Genomic DNA, 22,241 nt, shown 5'->3' on the forward strand with positions numbered 1-22,241 from the left:
TGCTTCGGACGGCACTGCGCACCGGCCGCTCGAGTACCAGTTGCCCGGCGGGGTGCAGGAGCGCACGCCGGTCTCAAAGTTCCTGGCGCACGGGCGGGGAGGTCGGCGATGGGGACCTGCCCGCCCGTGGGATCGGTCGGGTGCTGATGTACGCGCTCATCTTGGCGTCGAGGTAGTCGCGGTTGATGGCGCGGGCGACCGGGGCCGCCCCTGTCTCGGCGTCCTCCGATCCGTTCTCGCTGGCCCAGAGGCCAGAGCCGCCAACCGTCTGATGTGCCTGTCAGGCAGCCCGATGACGTTGTGCACGGGAGATCCTCCTAGGAGGGAGTGCGAGTGTGGGTGTGGCTTGCACTGAGACTCGGCGCGAGGGTGGTCGCGTGGATCGCAGAGGCTGTGCCCGCCCGGTGGAGGAGTCTTTCCTCAGCGGGAAATCGTATTCCGCGCAGTGTGCCCGTCCGTGATCGAAGGCGTCAAGCGTCGGTCAGCGGGTAAAAATGCGCATTTGGCGTGGCAGGGTTCTGGTGGTCCGAAGACGCTGTGCGCGTCGGTGGGAGTGACCGGCTGAAGGGCGGTTCAGACGACGCGGATCGCTGTGCTGTCGCGCACCACGATCTGCCCGCGCATCATCAGATGTTCTGCTTCCGTGCGGTCCGCGAGCGCGAGGCGGACGGCCTCGGCACCTGCCTGCGCCAGCGGCAACGACACGGTCGTCAGCCGCGGTGTCACGTCGATCGCGAGCTCGATGTCGTCGAAACCGGTCACCGAGACCTCGTCGGGCACCGCCACCCCGGCAGCACGGAAGGCCGACATCGCGCCGATGGCGATGGTGTCGTTGGCGGCGAGGACCGCGTGGGGCGGCTTCAGCCCCTCGGCGACAAGCCGCAGTGCCGCGTCGAACCCCCCTTGACGGTTCACCGTGCAGTGCGAGACCCGGATGTGCCGCTCCTCGACGCCGCCGTGGCGGAGACCGGCGATGAAGCCCGCGGTACGAGCCGAGACGTTCCCCTGCCTGCGCGCGCCGGCGAGGATCGTCACGTGCCGGTACCCCGCCCCGGCGATGTAGGTGGCCAATTCCTTCGCAGGGCCGTGATTGTCGAAGCTGATGGAGTCGAACGGCATGTCGGTGTCACCGACGATCACTACCCGGCCGCCTTCGCGTTCGTAGCCGAGCAACTCGTCGAGCAGGCGCCCGCCGAGGGCGTTCGTGTCGAGGCGGCTCGAGGTCAGAATGAGCGCACGCGGCCGCAGGGCACGCTGCAACCGGACGGTTTGGAGCTGCCGCTCGGCGGTGCCGTGGGTCGAGGAGACGGTCACGAACGCACCTGCGTCGCGCGCTCGCCGTTCCATCGCCGCGGCGACCATTCCCATCGACGGGGTCGTGAGATCGTCGCCGACGACCGCGATCGAGTCGTTCGCGCGCCGCATCGCCCGGGCCGCGGTGTCCGCGGTGTAGCGCAACGCGGCCGCGGCGGAGACGACCCGCTGCCGGTATTCCTCGGCGACCGTCCGCGAGCTGCCGCCCAGCACTCGCGACGCGGTCGAGACCGACACACCGGCGGCCGCCGCCACGTCCCGCAGGGTGACGGTCGGCCTGGCTGAATGGGGCATCGCGCCGTTCCTCCCGCACCACGAAAACGAGCCGCCGTCGACGCTACCCGAGGATATCCCCGGTCAGGCCGCGCAGGTGTGGACGAGAGTGCCGGTGACCGCCTCGGGACACGGCTGCCCGGACCGCCTCGGGACCACGGTCGCCCGGCTCGAAGGTGGTCGCCTCGGCCCGGTGGGATTCCGCACGGCACGTACGCCGGTAAGCGCACCGGCCTAGGGAGTGACCGTCGGTAGTGATTCCACGACTTCCAGGCGCTGGGCGGCTCGGTGCACAATGTGCGGTATGGAAGAGGGAGCGGCAGCGCCTGTAGGGCGTCGCGGGGAGGCCGTATCCGAGGGGCGCCAGGTGACCCTGCATGATGTGGCGCGGACAGCGGGCGTTTCACAGGCGACGGCATCCCGGGTGCTCAACGGCAGCGTCCGCAACGTCCGGCAGGAGAACGTCGACCGTGTGCTCACCGCGGCCGCGGAACTGGACTACGCACCGCACCTGTCCGCCCAGGCGATCGCGCGGGGTTCGACGAACATCGCCGCGCTGGTCGTCAGCGGTGTCGACGACCCGTACTTCTCCTCCATCGCGGCAGGGGTGACACAGGCGGCCGAGGCCGCCGGACTCATCGTGACCATGGCGGTTGCGGACCGCTCCCCGGAGCGTGAACTCCAGATCGTCGGGACGCTGCGCGGCATGCGTCCCCGCGTCATCGTCATGACCGGCAGCCGCGTCGACGGCGCCGATGCCCGCGACGCACTCGTCGAGGAGCTCCACGCCTACCGGGAAGCGGGCGGCAGCGTGGTCCTGATCAGCCAGCACGACCTGCCTTTCCATACCGTCAGCATCGACAACTACGGCGGAGCGCGGCAGCTTGCCCGCGCGCTGGTAGGGCTCGGCTACCGGCGGTTCGCGGTGGTCCGGGCGGGGACCGCACTCAGGACGTCCCGTGACCGGTGCAGCGGTTTCGTGGAGGGCCTGCGCGAGTTCGGCATCGACGTCGACGAGCGGATGGTGGCCGAGGCCGAGTTCAGTCGCCGTGGGGGGTGTGAGGCGGCCCGGGAGCTCGTCCGGCGGGGACTGGACGGCACGGAACTCGTCTTCGCGGTCAGCGACGTCATGGCGATCGGTGCGATGACCGCATTTCGTGACGTGGGGCTTGTCCCTGGCCGGGACATCGCCGTCGCCGGCTTCGACGACATCGGCCCGGCGGTGGACGTCGTCCCGGAGCTGACGTCCGTGACCGTTCCTCTGCAGCAGGTCGGGCTCCGTGCGATGGAGCTCGCGCTCTCCGACGATGACACCCCGCGGATCGTACCGGTCGCCACGAACGTCGTTCTGCGGACAAGCACACCCCCTCGATGACCGTGCAGGCTGATCGCGCGGTGAGCGTCGCCCGTCCGGCCCTGAGCTGCTCCGCGACCCTGCCGACGCCCCGCGGCGGGCGACGGCCTTCCAGCCTGCCGAGCGCGCCGTAGCCGATGAGCACGGGCGCCGTCCTCGAGAGAAGCCCTGCTCGGATCAGAGCACGACGTCGAGCCGAGCCGGGCGGCGGACCATGACCAGACCGGGAGGGGGCTCACGGTCGGCCTGCGATTTCCCGTCCGCCGGAATGAGGTGTGGCCATGCTCCGTAGGCAGATGACACTGACAGGCCGCAGCCGACGCCGAACGGGCGGCATCGGGTGGTGAGACATGCGGATAGCGTTGAACCCGGCGGTGGCGGTGCTGGTGTTCGTAGGCGGCGAAACGCATGGTACGGCTCCTCACAGGCTGGGCCCGGGGCGCGGCGCTTGTGCAGCCAGGGCAGTGACAGGGGCGCCGCGCCTCCGGGAGCAGGGGTGGGGTCAGACCGGCGGGGCGACGAGGACACCGCGGTCGACGTCGTTGAACGACTCCTTGGCGACCAGTTCGTTCATCGGGTTGGCGGTGCCCCGCTGGTCGGTGACCTCGGCCTGGGAGAAGTCGTAGACGTGCGGGTGCCACGTGTCCTCGTCCAGCGTTCCAGCTCCGTCGTGCCTCTTGATCCGTTTGATCCGTGCTTGATCCGTAAGTCCGGCCGCCCGCTGCCAGGTCAGCGAGGTGGGCTTGCGCGCGAGGGTGTTCACGGGCGCGGCGACGAACCGTGACCCGCAGGTCGTCCAGATGTCGACGCGCCACTTCCTGTGCGGACATGACCGACGTGCGCCAGGTCACGTTGACGCACCCCAGCACCACGCCGTGTGCACGGGCTGGGCAACTGGCTAGTCGCGCATCACGCCGACCTGCTGTGCGGTGACGAAGACGTCGGACCCGTTGTCCATGCCGTTCGCGATGCGGTCGGCGACGGGGCGGAACCGGCAGGCCTCGGTGATGGCGATGACGTAGCGCAGCATGCCGCGTGCCTGGGCGGTGCGGTCGGTGCCGCGGACGGTCAGGTCCCTGAGGCTGTTCTCGAGGCTGAGACGGCTCAGGTTGACGGCGGTCTCTGACTGGCGCGCGACGCGGGCGAGGGCGTCGTAGCCCTCCTCGCCGAGGAACAAGTCGTCGTCGGTGGTGTCCCCCATGTGGGGGACGTCGGAGGCGAGGTTCAGGACGAAGTCGTGCGGGGTGTCGCTGGAGGAGAACCGCACGACGCGGAAGTCGCCGAGTCGTACGAGCGCATGCACCGTGGGGGCGGGGTCGCCGCCGCTGATCACGAGGTCGGCGAAACCGTCGGCCGAGGTCCGGGCGAGGTTCCGCAGCTGGTCGAGCATGGCCAGATAGTCGTCCGAGCCGTGGTTGATGTTCCAGCGGACCTGTGGGAAGCGGACGTGTTTCTCGTCGGCGACGGCATCGGCGTCGATCGGCATGTGGTCCGCCGCCGTCGAGGCGGCTGTGTCGGTGTCGCCGGACCTCAGCATGATCACCAGAATGCCGAGAAGGACGGACAGGGTGACCGCGATGCGGACGCTGGTGGGCATGGTGCGCTCCGGTTGTTCGACGTGCAGCGATACGACGATCGACGCTCACAGTCGGGAGGTTGTTTGGCAGGCCCCTGGTGCCGCCGCATACAACTCCGGACGATCGATTTCCTCCTGATTGTCCTTGTACGGGGCCGTTATGGACGCACGACGACGGTCCATGCGGGGTTGTAGGTGTCCGGCACCGGAAAACGTCGCCAGCCGCGCGCCCAGTGCGGTGGCTCCCGATCGCGAAGGACCAACGCACCGGGGTGCGCCGGGGGGTCCGTCCCGGCGACGGCGCAGCCCGCGGTGTGAGCGACGGGAATCGTCGAACGGTTCCCCGCGAGGACACACGGCGGGTGCACCCCGTGCTCGCGCAACACGGAGGCGATCCGGTCCCAGTCTCCGCGGGCCCGCTGCTGGATGCCCGCATGAGTGTGGACCAGATCGGCCTGGATGCCCCCATGCCAGAGGAGTGCCAGGGTGAGCACCGCGGCCGTCGGCACCGAACGGCGGGTGCGGGCCCGGTGGACGACGGCGAGGAGCCCGACAGCGGCGGGGAGCGCCAGCAGGGCGTAGGCCGGCAGCAGGAACCGCGGCGCGGCGTAGGGGACGAGGAAGAGATACGGCGCCGCCGTGGCCACCGCCACCGCCACCGCCATCCACAGTGGTGCGGCGGACCGGCGCGCCCGGCGCTCCATCCACAGTCCCAGGCAGACCAGCAGCGGCAGCAGGAACCACCACTCCGTCACTGGCAGCCGTACGGTGTCGCCCGTGCAAGGACGGCACAGCAGCGGGCCGTCCAGCGCGGTGAGATGGGCACGCAGGGAGAAGACGGCCCGCAGCCCGCCCTGGACCTCGTCGGCCTCCGCGAGCCGGTTCCGCACCCCGCCGAACCGCGCCTCGGCCTCGACGACCCAGGGCAGCGCACCCCCCACGAGTCCGGCCGCCACGGCCGACAGACGCCCCCGGAGGCGGCCGTGGTCACGCAACGCGGGCATCAGTACGGCGGCCAGGAGCAGCGGCACGGCGACGGCCACACCGTCGTTGGGCCGCATCAGGGTCACCACCGCCAGACCTGCCGCGACACCCGCGTACCGAGGACGCGGCGCGAGGAAACAGCCCACCGCGGCGGTGGCACCCATCGCCGTGTAGTGGTTCGGCATCGCGGAGCCGCCGTAGAACAGAGTGATCCACAGGCTGCCGTACAGCCCGGCCGCCACCCACACCGCCGCCGGGCGGCGCAGGATCCGCAGCCAGGGCCGGAACCCCAGCCAGAGCGCACCGCCGGCCAGCAGGAGCAGCCACACCCTGAGCAGCACCGTCGAGCCGCTCCACGAGGCGATCGGAGCAAGCAGCAGGGGGACCCCGCGGGTACGAGGGGCGCTGAACGGGGTCGCCGGACCGTACGGTCCGAACCGGCTGGCGTACACGATCTCGTCCCAGCCGAGCGGCAGGGTGATCGGTACGAGGACGGCCGACAACAGACAGAACCCGGCGGCCACGATCCACAGCATCCGCTGTGCCGAGACCGCGGTGCGGTTCGCGTTCTTCTGATCCGCGGTGGGATCGGCCACGCGATCCACGTTCATCCGATCCGCGGTGCGATCGGCCATGCGATGCACGTTCATCCGACCCGGCCCAGCTCGCGCCGCCCGCGGCGCACCGCTCCGCGGGCGAGGATGCCTGCGGTGGCGGCGAGCACCGTGGCGCGGTCGCGCCAGTCGGCCGGGCCGGGCGGCGGAGGACCGGCCCGCCCGGCCCGCTCCTCCAGCAGTGTGCTGAACAAGCGCTCGTAGCGGTCGGCGACGCCACCCGGGGAGAATCGTTTCGCCGCGCCGGTGCGGGCGGCCCTGCCCATCTCAGCACGCCGTCCGTCGTCCCGCATCAGCGCCAGCAGCGCGTCGGCCACGCCCCGGGTGCTGTCGCGCGGGACGAGACAGCCGTCCACACCGTGGCGGATGATCTCGCGGGGCCCGTGGGGGCAGTCGGTGCTCACCACGGGCAGGCCGCACCGCAAGGCCTCCACGATCGTCATTCCGAACGACTCGTGCGCGGAGGTCACCGCGGCGATGGAGCCCTTGACCCACTCGGCGTCGAGGGGAGTGGCCGAACCCATCAGGAAGACCCGGTCACCCAGGCCGTGGTGGGCTATCCGGTCGGCTATCCGGGCGCGTTCCGCGCCGTCCCCGTAGATGCGCAGGGACCAGTCGGGCCAGGCCGCACCGGCCAGGGCGAACGCGTCGACCAGCATCTCGTACCGCTTGACACGGACCAGCCGGCCCGCCGCGACGACGACCTTGGCCGCCGCGTCGGCCGGCGGCACCGCGGGTTCGGCGACGCTGTTGGGGATGGCCAGCACCCGCGTGCGCGGCAGCCGCATGCCGCGCCGGTGGTCGCGCGCGTCGGCCTCGGTCATGGTGACCAGCGCGTCGAGACCGCCGTACCAGCGCTGGAGTTCCGTCCGCAGCCGGTGCGGGTGGTTGCCGTGGGTGAGGTGCTCCTGGCCGACGCGTACGGCATGGCGTGGCCCGAACCGGGCCAGCAGCGCGTTGAGTCCGGCCCTCGTGCCCACGACGACGTCGGCGTCCGTCTTCCCCAGCCAGTCGATGACCCGCTGCTCGGCGAGCCGGTGGTACTGGTGCGAACGGCTGTCCCCCTTCGGGTAGACCTCTCCGGCCTGCCGAGCGAGAGGGTGCGCCATGTCCGCGGATCCCTCGCGCCGGTCCACCAGGGCCCGCAGCGGCACCTCCGGCAACCGTCCCAGTCGTGGTTTCTCGCGGTGCCGGAAGACCGACACGAGCTGCACCTGGTGTCGCCCGGCGAGCGTGTCGGCGAGTGTCATGGTCGTCCGTACCGTGCCCCCCATCGCGTAGGCGTTGTGCAGCAGAAAGGTGATGCGCACGTGCGGCGTCCCCCGGTTTCCCTGTGATGTGGCTAATTGGTGTCACTGTGTTCGCCTTCGGCGAGGCGACCGCACCCGAGCCGGCCGGAGTCGGCGGAGCTACGGGTGGGCCCTGCCTGCCGCGTCCCGCGAAGACTTGGCGCAGGTCGGTTCGAGCCCGGCACGGCCGCGACCGATCGGGGCGGCCGACGGCCGGCGCGGGCCCGGTCGGGCGTTCTCTCACGTGAGGGGCCGGGGCCCCGGCCGGAGCGCAGGGCCGCGGAGGTCTGTTTGGTGTGGATACGGATGACGGTGTCGGCCGGATCGCGGTGCTTGTCCCTGACCGCCTCGGCTGGGCCGGCCGCAGAGCGTCGGCGAACGGAGCCGGTGCCGGAGGCCGGACGTCGTTGCCGCCGTGTGCTTCCTCGGCGTCCACCCCGCAGTCCTCGGGCATGTCCTCGGGGCGCGCCGCCGCAGGCGGGATCGGCTCGCTCGCGGGGCTGGCGTCGCGGCGGCTGTCGAGGTGCTTCCGCTGCGGGGAGCGTCATCGTGCCGGTGGAAGACATGTGCTCTTCTCCGGTGGTCAGGGTGCCGGGATCCGGCCTTGCCGCACCGACGCTCGCAACCGGAATGTTGTTTGGCACGTCCCTTTCGCCGGGCCGGACAATCCCGTGGGCGGTGGCGGACCGGCCGTCGTCAGAGGCTTCCGCCGCTACCGGGACGACCTCTGGGAGTGCTCGCCCGACGTACGCGTACTGTTCTGGGCCCCGGGCGACCGGGCGTGCGTCATCGCCTCACGCTCAGGGACGTCGCCGAAGCGGTCCGGTCCACCGAGGTCCACCACGGCCCGCGCGAGCACGGCCACTACCGCCACTGGAAGTGGCGACCCGGCCCGCTTTCATGATCCACGGAGACGGTCAGAGGCAGACCCGCCGGTACGGCCGGTCCGGAACGTAGGTACGCCACTGAGCCCGGGTCAGCTCCGTGTTCCCGGCACGGGAGCAGACGAGGGACACCGCTCGGTCAGGATCCACGACGTACCGCTGGAGCGGGACGTGCACGCCGCCCGCGTACAGCGTGGTGCTGTCCGGGCTGAAGGCGAGCGTGTCGACGCTCCCACCGGGGGTGGGCAGAGAAGGGCCGAGGGGTTGCCGGGTCGCGATGTCCCAGAGCTGGACGGTGCCCGCGTCGCCACCCACGGCGAGCGTGCTGCCGTCCGGGCTGAACGCGAGGGCCGTGATCGTCTCGGCCGAGTCGGAGGACGGATCGACGGGCGCCAGAAAGACGTTCCTCAGGATGCCCGCCCGGTGCCGGACGTCGGCGTCCCAGACGGCCACCCGACCTGTCGCGTCGCCGGCCGCCAGGCCGGAGCCGTCGGGAGCGAAGGCGATGGCTCCGATGTCGTCGTGCTGGACGAGGTCATGGGCGTGGGACCGGCCCGCTCGGACGACGCGGTTGTCGGTCACGAGGAGCCCGCCGTCCCGGCTGACGGCCAGATGACGGCCGGCCGGGTCGGGGAGGAGCGTCGTCCGCCGCCGCCGCGTGGTGTCCCATGTCTCGTTGACGAAGCCGTCGGCGGTCAGACGTGCGATGAGGAGCGTACGACCGCCCGGTCCCAGGGCGATCGCGTCCGGCGGCATCGCGGACGCCGTCGCCAGGTCCACCGTGGTCTTGGCCCGTCCGGCCGCCACGTCCCATACCGTCAGACGCTGAGGCACCGTGTCCCAGCCAGGGGCGGAGACTCCGTACGCGAACACGCCGCCGTCGGGGCTGAAGGACAGCAAGGGCTCGGTGGCGTCCGCGGGGACCGTCGGTATGCCGGTGCGGAAGACGGGAGGTGACGGGTCCGGCAGGGTGCGCAGCAGACGGCCGTCGCCCGTGTTCCGCAGCCGGAAGACATAGCGGTCGCCGATACGTTCGGCGGTGGCGAGCGTCCTGCCGTCGGGGCTGATCCGGACCCCGGCGAGCGGACTCGCGCGCCAGGCGCGGGTGAGTGTCGGGGCGAGGTCGAGGGTGTGGACCGTGCCCCCTTCGAGGTACCGCAGCAGTGGCCGCGTGGAGTCGAAGGCGAGACCGGAGAGCGTCTCGTTGTCCAGGGAGTGCCGGAAAACGGGGAGGCCGCCGCTGGGCAGACGCCACACCCTGATCTCCTGGCCGCCGCCGGTCGCCAGGAACGAGCCGTCCGCGCTCACGACGGCGGACTCGGCACCCTGGTGGGCGACGTCGGCGAGTTCTCGTCCCGACGCGGTGTCCCATACACGCACCCGGCCCCCGGCGAGAGCGAGGAGCCGGCCGCCGGTGAGGCCCAGGAGGGTGGTGTCGCCGCAGACGCCGCGGGCGTTGGTCCAGGCACCGCGCCGCACGGTGCGCGTGGAGGTGTCCCAGACCTGCGGGGCCCGGCCGCGCGGGCAGACGGCCAGCAGCCGGTCGTCGTCGGCCGCCGCGTGGGCGAGCTCCCCCCGGCCGGCCGACGGGGTCCGGAAGACCAGATGGCCGTCGGTGAGCGAGTAGAGCCCGGCCCGGTCGTCGTCCGGGCTCCTCACCAGGTAATTGCGGCCACTCGCCCCGAAGCTCACGGTGTCCCTGAGCGGCAGGGGGTCCCCGATCCAGCGCCTCGTTCGGGTGTCCCACAGCCGCTGGTTCCTGCCAGTGGTGTAGATGACGAGCACCCGGCCGCCCGGACCCGCGGCGAGTATCGACCCGTGAGGTACCGGCCCTGAGGCGATACGGCGGTGGGTGTCCACATCCCACCTCCGCCAGGTGGTGTTGTCGCTGGTGCTGAGCAGAGTGCGCCCGGAGCTGTCGAGGAACCGGGCCGGTTCGTCACCGGGCGCCGGGTCGGTGAAGTCGCCCAGTTCGCGCTGGGCCAGCGCGCCCAGCAGGGCTCGACGGGACTCCGGCAGGGGAGAGAGGCGCCATGCGGCGACGCCGAGCAGCATCGCGGTGCGCGGGTCGGTGGTACGCAGCGCGTCGGCGACCGCGGCCACCCGGCGGGCCGCCGTGTCGGTGGTCTGCTTCTCGCTGTCCTGACGCAGTCGTACGGCGGTCAGGCCGACGACCAGGGCCACCGCCAGCACGGCGCAGAGCGATGCCGTGAGTGTGCGGCTCCGGCGCCGGGCCCGGGCGGCGGTCCGCTCCTCCGTCGCCCGCTGCTCCGCCGCGGCGGCCAGGAAGGCCGTCTCCTCGGACGTCAGCCCGTCGTAGCCGCGGTCGTCGTCCGTGAACAGTTCCTCGGCCCGCGCCAGGCGGGTGCCCCGGTAGAGCGTGCCCGGGTCACGGTCGTGCTGCAGCCAGGTGCGGGCGGCGTCGGTGAGCTGCCGGTGGTGGCGCAGCCGCTCCCGGTCCGCTTCGATCCACTCGCGCAGCCGCGGCCAGCAGGTGATGAGCGCCTCGTGGGCGAGCTGCACGCCGTCGTCGTCGGTGGTCAGCAGCCGGGCCCGGGTCAGCCGCCCGGCGACGGCCCGCACTTCGGGGTCCTGCCACCCGGCCATCTCCTCCCGGGTGAGCGGGCGGCGGGTGTCGGCGTTGCCCTGGCCGGGCTCGACCATGCGCAGGAGCAGGTGCCGTGCGGCGTGCGCCTGCGCCGGGGAGAGTTCCCCGTACGCCTCCTCGGCGCTGGCCGCGATCGCGCCGTGTACTCCGCCGGCCGCTTCGTACGCGGCCAGGGTCAGCATCCGTCCCTTGCGCCGCCGCCAGGTCTCCAGCAGGGCGTGGGACAGCATCGGCAGTCCGCCGGGCTCGTCGAGCACCTCCTCGACGATCCGCGCCGTCAGGGTCCGCTCCACGATGAGCCCGGCCGCCTGCGCGGGACCGATCACCGCCTCGCGCAGCTCATCGGCGGTCATGGGCCTGACCAGGAGCCCGCTCCTGTGGAGCGCCTCCGCCAGGCGCGGGTGCTCGGCGCACCGTGCGTAGAAGTCGGATCGCACGGAGATGAGCACACGCAGTCGGCTTCCCGGGTCGCGCGCGGCGAGCAGAAGGTCGAGGAAGCGGTCCCGCTCGGCGCGGTCGCGGCAGAGGGTGAAGACCTCCTCGAACTGATCCACCACCACCCAGCACTCCGGATCGTCGGGCTCCGGCGCCAGCAGATGTCCGTAGGTGGTGGCGGGCCGGGCCCCGGGGGTGAGGATCCTAAGGACCGCCGTACGTCCCTCCTGCGCGATCTTCTCCCGCAGCAGGGGAATCAGCCCGGCCCGCAGCAGGGAGGACTTGCCGCTGCCGGACGCCCCGAACACCACCGCGAACGGGGACCCGCACGTCTGCTCGCTCAGCTCGTCGACCATCCGGTCCCGGCCGAAGAACAGCTCACGGTCGTCCGGCTCGAAGCGCGCCAGGCCACGGTAGGGCGGGGCGACGTCGGCATCCTCCTGCCGCTCCTCCCCGGCCAGCGCCTCGGCCTCCGCCCAACGCATCTCCCACGCAGTGGGGTCCTCCTCCCCGCACGCCCGGACGTACGCCCGGAGCACGGCCATCGACGGCAGCCGCTCGCCGCTCGCGGCCTTCGCCAGGGTCGTCACCGAGAAGCCGGCCTTCTTCGCCATGGCCCGGTAAGACACATTGCCCGCCGCGCGACGCAGCTCCCGAAGGTCATGGGCGAGCCGCTGCACGGGACCGGCCGCCGGGTCGACCGGTAGTTCGGGACGCCCCATCGTGAAGCCTCTTTCACATACAAGAAGAACAAGCTGATCAGCACCACAAGGTACTTTTCGTCCCGCTCGGGCGAAAACCCTTTCCGACTGTGATGTCCGCCGGAGTGGGGTTGTCCGCACCAGCGGTGCTGAACCTGTTTTCCCTGACGAGAGCGGGAGTGGTGACCACTCCCGGGTTGCCGGGGCAGGCCGATCCCGGCGGCCGTGACCGCTCTCGGCAGTGCGGCTGCACAGGGTGGGGCCCGTGAGAACCAGCGACACAGGTGCGGCAGTCGCGTGTCCGAGCGCGACGGAGGGGAGACCGCCGTCCGATGAACCAGACCCTGTACGCCGGGGCCATCGGCCTGTTCCTGACACTGATGCACACTGCTGCTGATCAAGCTGCTGGCCCGCAAGGGATACGGCCAGTTCATCCGTGACGACGGCCCGCGCGGCCACGCCGGCAACGGTCGGCTTCCTCGACGACTACATCAAGATCGTGAAGCGGCGGTCGCTGGGGCTGCGGGCCGACGTGAAGACGGCCGGTCAGCTGATCGTGGGCGTCGTGTTCGCCCTGCTGGCCATCCGGTTCGCGGACGCGCGGGGTCGGACGCCGGCCTCCCTGAAGCTGTCGTTCGTCACCGACTTCGGCTGGACCAAAATGGGCTGCGTGGTGGTGGTCATGACCGGGCCGGATTCGTGAGGCGCGGGTCGAGGCCGTACTGCTCGTGGGCGCCGAGGTTCTCGCGCAGGGTGGGGCCTTCGTAATCGTCGTGGAACAGGCCGCCGTTCCTGCAGGATGGGGACGACCTGGTCGACGAAGGCGTCGAAGCCGTCGTGGTAGCTGTCGATGGCGATCGAGAAGCCGTCGCAGGCCGATCTCCTCGTACCAGAACAGCCCGTAGGGCTCGATGGACCGCCCGTACTCCAGGGCCGTGTCGAGGTAGAAGCGGCCGTTGACGTCGACGGCCAGCCGGGAGCCGTCGCCGTCCAGGACGTCGATGACGGCTTCGACCGTGCCTTCGCCCTGGACGTCTCGCAGCCGCCCTGCGCCCTCACATGGCGTTTGGCGGTCTGCCTGCAGCCACGTTGACGGACACCATGTGTGGCCAAACGAGCGGGGCGGTGGTTCAGCGACCGATTCATCTCACGATTGGCCGCACCAGCCGCCTCGAGCTCTTCGGCGCGTTCGTCAAGTTCGCCCGGCTATTCGATAACTACTTTTCCGGCGTGGTGATCCGCTGCTGGAGTAGTCACTCGGGTGGTGGGCGTGGTCGGGTGCGGCTGCTCGCGCGGTCCTGCGAGCCCCTGAGCAGCAGGGGGCGCGGGGGTTCCACGACGGGTCAGTCTTTGATTTCGCAGATGGGGGCGCCGGAGGTGATGGAGGCGCCGACCTCTGCGTTGAGGCCCTTGATGGTGCCGGAGCGGTGGGCGTTGAGGGGCTGTTCCATTTTCATGGCTTCGAGGACGACGACGAGGTCGCCTTCCTTGACCTCCTGGCCTTCCTCGACGGCGATCTTGACGATGGTGCCCTGCATGGGGGAGGCGAGGGTGTCGCCGGAGGCGACGGGGCCGGACTTCTTGGCGGCGCGGCGCTTGGGTTTGGCGCCGGCGGCGAGGCCGGTGCGGGCCAGGGTCATGCCGAGGGCGGCGGGGAGGGAGACTTCCAGGCGTTTGCCGCCGACCTCGACGACGATCGTCTCGCGGTCGGTGTCGTCGTCGGTGTCGGTGTCGGTGGGGGCTGCGAAGGGTTTGATGTCGTTGACGAACTCGGTCTCGATCCAGCGGGTGTGGACGGTGAAGGGGTCCTGGCCGCCGGTGAGTTCGGGGCCGAACGCCGGGTCCCTGACCACTGCGCGGTGGAAGGGGATCGCGGTGGCCATGCCTTCGACGGTGAACTCGTCCAGGGCGCGGGCGGCGCGTTGCAGGGCCTGTTGGCGGGTGGCGCCGGTGACGACGAGTTTGGCCAGCAGGGAGTCCCAGGCGGGGCCGATGACGCTGCCGGACTCCACGCCCGCGTCCAGGCGGACGCCGGGGCCGGTGGGCGGGGCGAAGGTGGTGACGGTGCCGGGGGCGGGCAGGAAGCCCCGGCCGGGGTCCTCGCCGTTGATGCGGAACTCGAAGGAGTGGCCGCGCAGCGGCGGGTCGTCGTAGCCGAGTTCCTCGCCGTCGGCGATGCGGAACATCTCGCGGACCAGGTCGATGCCGGTGACCTCCTCGGTGACCGGGTGCTCGACCTGCAGGCGGGTGTTGACCTCCAGGAAGGAGATCGTGCCGTCGACGCCGACCAGGAACTCCACCGTGCCGGCGCCGACGTAGCCGGCCTCCTTGAGGATGGCCTTCGACGCCGCGTACAGCTGCTCGTTCTGCGCCTCGGACAGGAAGGGGGCCGGGGCCTCCTCGACCAGCTTCTGGTGGCGGCGCTGCAGGGAGCAGTCACGGGTGGAGACCACGACCACGTTGCCGTGGGAGTCGGCCAGGCACTGCGTCTCCACGTGGCGGGGCTTGTCGAGGTAGCGCTCCACGAAGCACTCGCCCCGCCCGAACGCCGCGACGGCCTCACGCACCGCGGAGTCGTACAGCTCCGGGACCTCCTCGAGGGTGCGGGCGACCTTCAGGCCGCGCCCGCCGCCGCCGAAGGCGGCCTTGATCGCGATCGGCAGACCATGCTCCCGCGCGAACGCCACGACCTCGTCGGCGCCGGAGACCGGGTCGGGGGTGCCCGCGACGAGCGGCGCGCCGGCGCGCTGGGCGATGTGACGGGCCGCCACCTTGTCACCCAGGTCGCGGATCGCCTGCGGCGGCGGGCCGATCCAGATCAGACCCGCGTCCAGCACGGCCTGCGCGAACTCCGCGTTCTCCGAGAGGAAACCGTAACCGGGGTGGACCGCGTCCGCGCCGGCGTCCTTCGCCGCCTGCAACACCTTGCCCATGTCCAGGTAGCTGCTCGCCGGAGTGTCACCGCCCAGCGCGAACGCCTCGTCCGCAGCCCGCACATGCAGCGCGTCGCGGTCCGGATCGGCGTACACGGCCACGCTCGCGATCCCGGCGTCCCGGCACGCCCGGGCGACGCGGACAGCGATTTCGCCTCGGTTGGCGATCAACACCTTGGTCAGCATGCCCACTCCAGAATGGCGGAGTCGGCGCTGAGCCGGTCCACCTCGGCGACGATGCCGACGAGGTCCGCACCCGGTGTGAAGACGGCGTCGACGCCCATCGTCCGCAGTGCGGCGATGTCACCGTCCGGGATGATGCCGCCGACGAGGACACGAGTGTTGCCGGCGTCCTGCTCCGCGAGCAGCTTGACCACGCGCTCCACGATCGTCAGGTGCGCGCCCGAGAGCACCGACAGACCCAGAACGGGGGCGTCCTCGGCGATCACGGTGGAGACGATCTGTTCCGGTGTCCGGTGCAGGCCGGTGTAGATCACCTCGTAGCCGGCGTCGCGCAGGGCGCGGGCGATGACCTTGGCGCCACGGTCGTGTCCGTCGAGTCCGGGCTTGGCGATCACCACACGGGAGCGTGGGCGGGGTGCCTTGTCCACGGAATGGGGCGAGTTCATGAGGGTCTCCGGTCGAAAGGTCAGCGGGGCCAGTGGCTTCGGGCCCATGCCGTCGCTGTTGGCTGCGGCAGGCGGTGGGTGGTGATGCGGGAGGGGGCGGACCAGGCGTCGGGGGGTGTGGGTGCGCCGGGTGGCTCGGTGGTTGCCGCTGCGGCGCGGGCGCGGACCACCGCCAGGGCGGCGGCGAGTTCCTCCGGGGTCGGGTTGCCCCGTACGACCTTGATGGTCATGTCGGCTCCCAGCAGGGTTGGGGGTGGTCAGAGGGGGATGTTTCCGTGCTTCTTGGGGGGGAGGGATTCCCGCTTGGTGCGCAGTTGGCGCAGGCCGAGGACGAGGTGGCGGCGGGTTTCGGAGGGGGTGATGACGGCGTCGACGTAGCCGCGTTCGGCTGCGGTGTAGGGGTTGAGGAGGGTGTCCTCGTACTCCTGGATGAGGCGGGCGCGTACGGTCTCGCGTTCGTCGTCGGGGGCGGCGGCGATGGTGCGGCGGTGGAGGATGTTGACGGCGCCCTGGGCGCCCATGACGGCGATCTGGGCGGTGGGCCAGGCGAGGTTGAGGTCGGCGCCGAGGTGTTTGGAGCCCATGACGTCGTAGGCGCCGCCGAAGGCCTTGCGGGTGATGACGGTGATGAGGGGGACGGTGGCTTCGGCGTAGGCGTAGATGAGTTTGGCGCCGCGGCGGATGATGCCGTCGTGTTCCTGGCCGACGCCCGGGAGGAAGCCGGGGACGTCGACGAAGGTCAGGACGGGGACGTTGAAGGCGTCGCAGGTGCGCACGAAGCGGGCGGCTTTTTCGGAGGCGTCGATGTCCAGGCAGCCGGCGAACTGCATGGGCTGGTTGGCGACGATGCCGACCGGGTGGCCCTCGACGCGGCCGAAGCCGGTGAGGATGTTCGGCGCGAACAGGGCCTGGGTCTCGAAGAACTCGGCGTCGTCCAGGACGTGTTCGATGACGGTGTGCATGTCGTAGGGCTGGTTGGCGCTGTCGGGGACGAGGGTGTCCAGCTCGCGGTCCTCGTCGGTGAGGGTGAGGTCGGCCTGTTCGGGGAACGCGGGGGGTTCGCTGAGGTTGTTGGAGGGGAGGTAGGACAGGAGCTGTTTGACGTACTCGATCGCGTCCTTCTCGTCGCCCGCCATGTGGTGGGCCACGCCGGAGGTGGCGTTGTGGGTGCGGGCGCCGCCCAGTTCCTCGAAGCCGACGTCCTCGCCGGTGACCGTCTTGATGACGTCCGGGCCGGTGATGAACATGTGCGAGGTCTGGTCGACCATGACGGTGAAGTCGGTGATCGCGGGGGAGTAGACCGCGCCGCCCGCGCAGGGGCCGACGACGAGGGAGATCTGGGGGATGACGCCGCTGGCGTGGGTGTTGCGGCGGAAGATCTCGCCGTACATGCCGAGAGCCATGACGCCTTCCTGGATGCGGGCGCCGCCGGAGTCGTTGATGCCGATGACGGGGCAGCCGGTCTTGAGGGCGAAGTCCATCGCCTTCATGATTTTCTGGCCGAAGACCTCGCCGAGGGAGCCGCCCAGGACGGTGAAGTCCTGGGAGAAGACGGCGACCGGGCGGCCGTCGACGGTTCCGTAGCCGGTGACGACACCGTCGCCGTAGGGGCGGTTGTTCTCCATGCCGAAGTCGGTGGAGCGGTGGCGGGCGAACTCGTCGAACTCCACGAAGGAGTCCTCGTCGAGGAGCAGATCGATGCGCTCACGGGCCGTCAGTTTGCCCTTGGCGTGCTGCTTCTCCACCGCGCGCTCGGAGCCGGCATGCGTCGCCTCGTCGATACGGCGCTGCAGGTCCGCGAGCTTCCCCGCGGTCGTGTGAATGTCGGCGTCGGACGGGTCTGTGGGCCGGGTGTTCATCGGGTGGGTCCCTTCTGGTTCGGCCCCGCACCGGGCAGTTCGTCAGGAGGTGTCATGCTGTGCTCCGGAAGCGGTGTGCGACGGCTCCCGGAGAGAGGCCGTTCCCATGGGTCAGAAAATGTCGTGAGGGACGTGCACACCCCATACATCGCGCAGGGCGTGGGAGACCTCGCCGACCGTGGCACGCAGCCCCAGCGCCTCACGCATCGGGGGCAGGACGTTGTCGCTGTCTCGCGCCGCGATACGCAGGGCGTCGAGGGCCCGCCGGACGGCGTCGTTGTCGCGTTCCCCGCGCAGCGCCGTGAGGCGTTCGCACTGTTCGATCTCGATCCGGGGGTCGACCCGTAGAGGTTCGTAGGGTTCTTCCTCGTCCAGGACGTACTTGTTGACGCCGACCACGGTCCGTTCCCGGTTGTCGATCTCCAGGGCGATCCGGTACGCCGACTTCTCGATCTCCGACTTCTGAAAGCCCTGCTCGATCGCCGCGACCGCGCCCCCGCGATCCTCGACGGCCTGGATCAGCTCCAGAGCCGCCGTCTCGAGGTCGTCGGTCATCGACTCCATGACGTACGACCCGGCGAAGGGGTCCACGGTCTTCGTCACGTCGGTCTCGTAGGCGATGATCTGCTGGGTGCGCAGGGCGAGCCGCGCCGCCTTCTGGGTGGGCAGGGCGATGGCCTCGTCGTAGGAGTTGGTGTGCAGGGACTGCGTACCGCCCAGTACCGCGCCCAGGCCCTGCAGGGCGACCCGGACGAGGTTGACCTCGGGCTGCTGGGCGGTCAGCTGCACACCGGCGGTCTGGGTGTGGAAGCGCAGCATCTGCGACTTGGGGTTCTTCGCGCCGAACTCGTCGCGCATGACCCGGGCCCAGACGCGGCGGGCGGCGCGGAACTTGGCGATCTCCTCCAGCAGCGTGGTCCGGGCGACGAAGAAGAACGACAGGCGCGGCGCGAAATCGTCCACGTCCAGGCCCGCGGCGATCGCGGTGCGCACGTACTCCTTCGCGTTGGCCAGGGTGAACGCGATCTCCTGCGCGGGGCTCGCCCCGGCCTCGGCCATGTGGTAGCCGGAGATGGAGATCGTGTTCCAGCGTGGCAGCTCCTTGTGGCAGTAGGCGAAGATGTCGCTGATCAACCGCAGGGACTGCTTCGGCGGGAAGATGTAGGTGCCGCGGGCGATGTACTCCTTGAGCACGTCGTTCTGGATCGTGCCCGTCAACTGGTCGCCGCTCACGCCCTGTTCGGCCGCGACCAGCTGGTACAGCAGAAGCAGCGTCGACGCGGGGGCGTTGATCGTCATCGACGTCGAGACCTTGTCAAGAGGTAGGCCCTGGAAGAGGGTCCGCATGTCCTCGACCGAGTCGATCGCCACACCGACCTTGCCGACCTCGCCGCGGGAGATGGCCTCGTCGGAGTCGTAGCCCATCTGCGTCGGCAGGTCGAAGGCCACGCTCAGGCCACCGGTGCCGGCGCCCACCAGCTCGTGATACCGCTCGTTGGACTCCCTGGCCGTGCCGAACCCGGCGTACTGCCGCATCGTCCACGGCCGGCCCGTGTACATCGACGGATACACGCCCCGGGTGAACGGGAACCGGCCCGGAGTGCCCAGCTCGGTGTCCGCGTCGAAGCCCGAGAGCGTCCGGCCGTCGTAGACCGGCTGGATCGGCAGACCGGACTCGCTGCGTGCGACGGAATCCACGCCGAAACCTCCATACTGGTACTCGATATCGATTTTACGGTACTCAGTTCCATTGCTTGAGGCAAGTGGCCTCGGAGGCCGGTGACGGGGAAGGATGTGCGGTCATGAGCAAGCCACCTGCGCGAATGCGACTCGCGGACGCCGCGTTCGCCCTCTTCGACGAGCGCGGATACGAGCAGACCACCGTCGATGACATCGCCGAGCGTGCGGGAGTGGGGCGGACCACGTTCTTCCGGCACTACGGGTCGAAGGAAGCGGTCGTCTTCCCCGACCATGACCGGTTGCTGGATCTGATCAGGGACCGGCTGGCGACCTCCAGCCACAGCACCGCCCTGGTGGCGGTCTCGGACGCCGTGCGCCTGGTGCTGCTGCACTGCATCGACGAAGGTGATCTCGCTCGCCGCCGGTACGTGCTCACCAGCACGGTGGCCGCCCTGCGGGACCGGGAGATCGCCAGTGTGGCCCGGTATCAGCGGTTGTTCCGCGAGTTCATCGCGGACTGGATGGGAGACCCGACGGAGTCGGCGTCGCTGAGAGCCGAACTCATGGCGGCATCCGTCGTCGCGGCCCACAACCACGTGCTGCGGCGGTGGCTGCGGGGGGAGTCCGCCGACCCTGCCACGGAAGTCGACGAGGCGATGCGGGAGGTGCTCGCGCTCTTTCCCTCGCCCGGTTCCCCTCCAGAGGCCGGGCTCGGGACCACCGTCGTCGCGTTCCGAACGGGACGGGACATCGAAGCGCTGCTTCCTGAGCTACGGCGCCTCGTCGAAGGGTGACACTCTGCCCGCCGGGACTGGATGGAAGGGACAGGATTCGGGGAGGTGAAAGGGTGTGACGAGGCTCCGCTGGCCGCCCCCGAGCTGCCGCCGACGCCTCTGAGGCTACGGGGAATGGCTTGCTGACCTTCGAAATGGCTGATTGGTCGGTGGCGGGTGGGTGACTGGCCGCCGCGCGTTGTCTCCCGTGGTTCCATCGTGTGCGGGCGGGTGGCTGGGCGCGTGACAAGCCCGATGAGGGGTGCTGCGCCATTCCACGGTGTTCCGTCTTTGGGTGACTGTGGCAGGACGCTTGCCAACCCTTGCCGACTCTACTGATGCGTCATCAGATGTCAGTAGGGGTTCGGAGGGCGGAAGTCTCTCCGGCGGCCGGGCAACTCGGGGCGGAGGTGGCTCGATGTGGTTCGCTTCAGCCAGCACGAACTGCGCACCGCCCATCGGTCCTGGACCCCTGGTCGCTCCGTCTGCGTCCTGTGCACTCCGACACGATCCAGGTTGCCGCGATCTTCTTCGGCGTGTTCCCGCCCGTGGTGTCACCGCCCAGCGGGATGTGAACCGTCGATTGCGTCAACAGTCGGCGCTGCATGAGCCGAGGTTTCTCGGAGCCGTCAGCGGACTCGCAGCATGTCGAGAGCCGTGAGGGCCACGTGCAGTTCGGTGCGCTGTGCGCCGGATTCGAGGTCACAGCCCAGGAGGCGTTCGATGGTGCGCAGGCGTTGGTAGAACGTCTCTCGCGACAGACCGCCGCGGCGGGCGGCGCTGGTCTTGTTGCCGGCCACGTCGAGGTAGTGGCGGAGGGTCGTCAGCAGGTCGGTGCCGTGTCGGGCGTCGTGATCGAGGAGCCGGCCGAGTCGTCGTTCGGCGTATTCCTGGATCCGGGTGTCCTCGCGGAGCGCGTACAGCAGGCGGCGCAGGTCGACATCGCGGAGTTCGTGGAAGGAGCGGCCCGCAGGGAGAGGCTGGTCGGGTGGGGTGGCCTCGGCCACGCGGCTCGCCTGGTGGAAGGAACGGGGAGTGTCGGTGAGGTGGTCGACCTCCGATCCGACGCTCACGACGGCCCGCGGGGAAAGGTCGCGCGCCACGTGGCTCAGCCGTTCGACCACGGGTTGCCAGGGGTGTGAGGGGCTCAGGGCGAGCAGTACTCCCAGGCGGCCGGGGGTCAGTTCGCCGATGAGTGCCGGGATTCCCGTGGCGCGCAGGACTTGGGAGAGGTGGGCCTCGGGATGCGCTGTGGTGTCTGTCGCGGGGAGGTCCACCACGACCGTGAGGAAGCGGCTGTTCTCGGTGGGCAGGCCCAGTGCGGCCAGCCGGGCGCAGACGTCCGCTGCGGAGCGGTGCCGCTGCTCGACGAGGTCGCGCAGGGCGTTGCGGTGAGCGGTGCTTTCCCAAGGGGTCGGGTGGGTGAGGCGCGCGACGGTCAGGGCCATCGCCGTCCTTTCCAGGACGGTGATGTGCTCCGGTCCGAAGGCCGGTTCGGTGGTGGGGACGGGCAGCATGGTCACGCGGCCCCAACGTTCACCCTGATACTCGACCGGTGCGGTGAGCCAGCCTTCCGGGCCGCGTCGGCTCGTGCGGTCGCCGGGCGGGGTCGCTCTGGAGCGCTGCTCCCAGTCGATGAGCGCTTCCTCCAGGGTGGCGCCGGAGGGTTCGCAGATCAGTGCCTGGTGGACCAGATTTTCCAGGACGACCGTGCGGCCGCTCATCTCGGCTGCCGCGCGCATGACGTCCTCCGGTCCGGCGCCGCGCAGCGTCAGCGTGGTGAACGCCTCGTGGATGCGCTGGGTGCGGCGCATCGCCTCGGCCTGGTGGCCGAGGATGAGGCCGTGGACGACCTGGGTGACCTCGAGGAAGTTGACGTCCTTGGCGAGGGTGATCAGGGGCAGCCCGCGGGTGCGGCAGGCGTGGACGAGTGCGTCGGGCGGGCGGTGGTAGCGCCGTACGAGTTCGATGACCAGGGCCGCCGCCCCGATGCGGGCGAGTTCGTCGACGTAGCGTTGGATGCCTGCGGACTCCTCGGGCAGGGGCATGCCGGTGGTCAGGACGAGTTCGCCGCCCTTGAGGAAGGACGCGGGATCCGTCAGCTCGGTGATGTGGACCCAGCGGACCGGCCGGTCGAGCAAGGTCACGCCGGTCACGACCTGGGGCCGGCCGGCGGCCAGGACGGGCAGAGCAAGGACGTCGGCGACGGTGAGGGCGCGGGCGGGCGGGGTGGGGTCCGGGCCGCCCATGTCCGGCGGTCGTGCCGTCGAACGGCTGTCGTTCACGGTGTCTCCATGGGGGTGCCCCGCCCGAGCGAAGCCGAGAGGGGGAGTGC

General features: G+C 70.6%; 13 protein-coding genes and 4 pseudogenes. 4 read left to right on the top strand and 13 right to left on the bottom strand.

Going from position 1 to position 22,241, the window contains the following annotated elements; all coding sequences use genetic code 11:
• Nucleotides 1–573: 573 nt before the first annotated feature.
• Nucleotides 574–1,569 carry a LacI family DNA-binding transcriptional regulator gene (locus tag OG858_RS40980; protein ID WP_179200891.1) on the bottom strand — a complete coding sequence of 332 codons (996 nt, stop codon included), beginning with the start codon at nt 1,567–1,569 and terminating at the stop codon, nt 574–576.
• 385 nt (nt 1,570–1,954) lie between these two features.
• On the opposite strand from OG858_RS40980, the gene OG858_RS40985 reads away from it, so the two are divergent.
• Complete coding sequence (locus tag OG858_RS40985; protein ID WP_218779594.1) at nt 1,955–2,962, top strand: LacI family DNA-binding transcriptional regulator; 1,008 nt, start codon at nt 1,955–1,957, stop codon at nt 2,960–2,962.
• A 481-nt stretch (nt 2,963–3,443) separates the two neighbouring features.
• On the opposite strand, the pseudogene OG858_RS40990 reads toward OG858_RS40985, so the two are convergent.
• From OG858_RS40990 to OG858_RS41010, 5 genes and pseudogenes are all read right to left on the bottom strand, one after another.
• Nucleotides 3,444–3,619 (bottom strand): annotated as a pseudogene (locus tag OG858_RS40990) (VOC family protein); the annotation flags it as partial.
• A gap of 220 nt (nt 3,620–3,839) precedes the next feature.
• The gene (locus OG858_RS40995) at nt 3,840–4,538 is read right to left on the bottom strand and encodes a ribosome-inactivating family protein (RefSeq protein ID WP_086747535.1); all 699 of its coding nucleotides are present in this window, start codon (nt 4,536–4,538) and stop codon (nt 3,840–3,842) included.
• 137 nt (nt 4,539–4,675) lie between these two features.
• On the bottom strand, nt 4,676–6,136 hold the full coding sequence (locus OG858_RS41000; RefSeq protein ID WP_319065637.1) for a hypothetical protein: 1,461 nt from the start codon (nt 6,134–6,136) through the stop codon (nt 4,676–4,678).
• An 11-nt stretch (nt 6,137–6,147) separates the two neighbouring features.
• Nucleotides 6,148–7,425 carry a glycosyltransferase gene (locus OG858_RS41005; protein ID WP_086747536.1) on the bottom strand — a complete coding sequence of 426 codons (1,278 nt, stop codon included), beginning with the start codon at nt 7,423–7,425 and terminating at the stop codon, nt 6,148–6,150.
• Between the two features lie 896 nt (nt 7,426–8,321).
• Nucleotides 8,322–12,053 (bottom strand): nSTAND1 domain-containing NTPase, encoded by a 3,732-nt coding sequence (locus OG858_RS41010; RefSeq protein ID WP_328543928.1) that lies wholly within the window; start codon nt 12,051–12,053, stop codon nt 8,322–8,324.
• A 311-nt stretch (nt 12,054–12,364) separates the two neighbouring features.
• Between OG858_RS41010 and OG858_RS41015 the strand changes: the two are divergent.
• Nucleotides 12,365–12,717, top strand: a pseudogene (locus tag OG858_RS41015) (phospho-N-acetylmuramoyl-pentapeptide-transferase); the annotation flags it as partial.
• A 213-nt stretch (nt 12,718–12,930) separates the two neighbouring features.
• Here OG858_RS41015 and OG858_RS48360 read toward each other — a convergent pair.
• From OG858_RS48360 to OG858_RS41045, 6 genes and pseudogenes are all read right to left on the bottom strand, one after another.
• Nucleotides 12,931–13,116 (bottom strand): annotated as a pseudogene (locus OG858_RS48360) (hypothetical protein); the annotation flags it as partial.
• Nucleotides 13,117–13,375: 259 nt separating this feature from the next.
• Nucleotides 13,376–15,148, bottom strand: coding sequence for an acetyl/propionyl/methylcrotonyl-CoA carboxylase subunit alpha (locus tag OG858_RS41025; protein WP_328545266.1), 1,773 nt, complete (start codon nt 15,146–15,148; stop codon nt 13,376–13,378).
• Nucleotides 15,145–15,594, bottom strand: a complete 450-nt coding sequence (locus OG858_RS41030) for a cobalamin B12-binding domain-containing protein (protein ID WP_319270090.1) — start codon at nt 15,592–15,594, stop codon at nt 15,145–15,147. Before OG858_RS41030 ends, OG858_RS41025 begins: the two co-directional genes overlap by 4 nt.
• A 20-nt stretch (nt 15,595–15,614) precedes the next feature.
• The gene (locus OG858_RS41035; protein ID WP_327725646.1) at nt 15,615–15,824 is read right to left on the bottom strand and encodes an acyl-CoA carboxylase epsilon subunit; all 210 of its coding nucleotides are present in this window, start codon (nt 15,822–15,824) and stop codon (nt 15,615–15,617) included.
• 27 nt (nt 15,825–15,851) lie between these two features.
• Nucleotides 15,852–17,453, bottom strand: coding sequence for an acyl-CoA carboxylase subunit beta (locus OG858_RS41040; protein WP_328543927.1), 1,602 nt, complete (start codon nt 17,451–17,453; stop codon nt 15,852–15,854).
• Nucleotides 17,454–17,564: 111 nt separating this feature from the next.
• On the bottom strand, nt 17,565–19,151 hold the full coding sequence (locus tag OG858_RS41045; RefSeq protein ID WP_327725648.1) for an acyl-CoA mutase large subunit family protein: 1,587 nt from the start codon (nt 19,149–19,151) through the stop codon (nt 17,565–17,567).
• A gap of 104 nt (nt 19,152–19,255) precedes the next feature.
• Here OG858_RS41045 and OG858_RS41050 point away from each other — a divergent pair, with 104 nt between their 5' ends.
• Both OG858_RS41050 and OG858_RS41055 read left to right on the top strand, forming a co-directional pair.
• Complete coding sequence (locus tag OG858_RS41050) at nt 19,256–19,927, top strand: TetR/AcrR family transcriptional regulator (protein ID WP_327725649.1); 672 nt, start codon at nt 19,256–19,258, stop codon at nt 19,925–19,927.
• A 6-nt stretch (nt 19,928–19,933) separates the two neighbouring features.
• Nucleotides 19,934–20,053 (top strand): annotated as a pseudogene (locus tag OG858_RS41055) (pirin family protein); the annotation flags it as partial.
• A 482-nt stretch (nt 20,054–20,535) separates the two neighbouring features.
• On the opposite strand, the gene OG858_RS41060 reads toward OG858_RS41055, so the two are convergent.
• Entirely contained in the window at nt 20,536–22,155 is a 1,620-nt protein-coding gene (locus OG858_RS41060; RefSeq protein ID WP_327749471.1) for a PucR family transcriptional regulator, read from the bottom strand.
• Between the last annotated feature and the right edge of the window lie 86 nt (nt 22,156–22,241).

Origin of the sequence: Streptomyces europaeiscabiei (genome assembly GCF_036346855.1) — a bacterium.
In the GTDB taxonomy this organism is placed as follows: domain Bacteria; phylum Actinomycetota; class Actinomycetes; order Streptomycetales; family Streptomycetaceae; genus Streptomyces; species Streptomyces europaeiscabiei.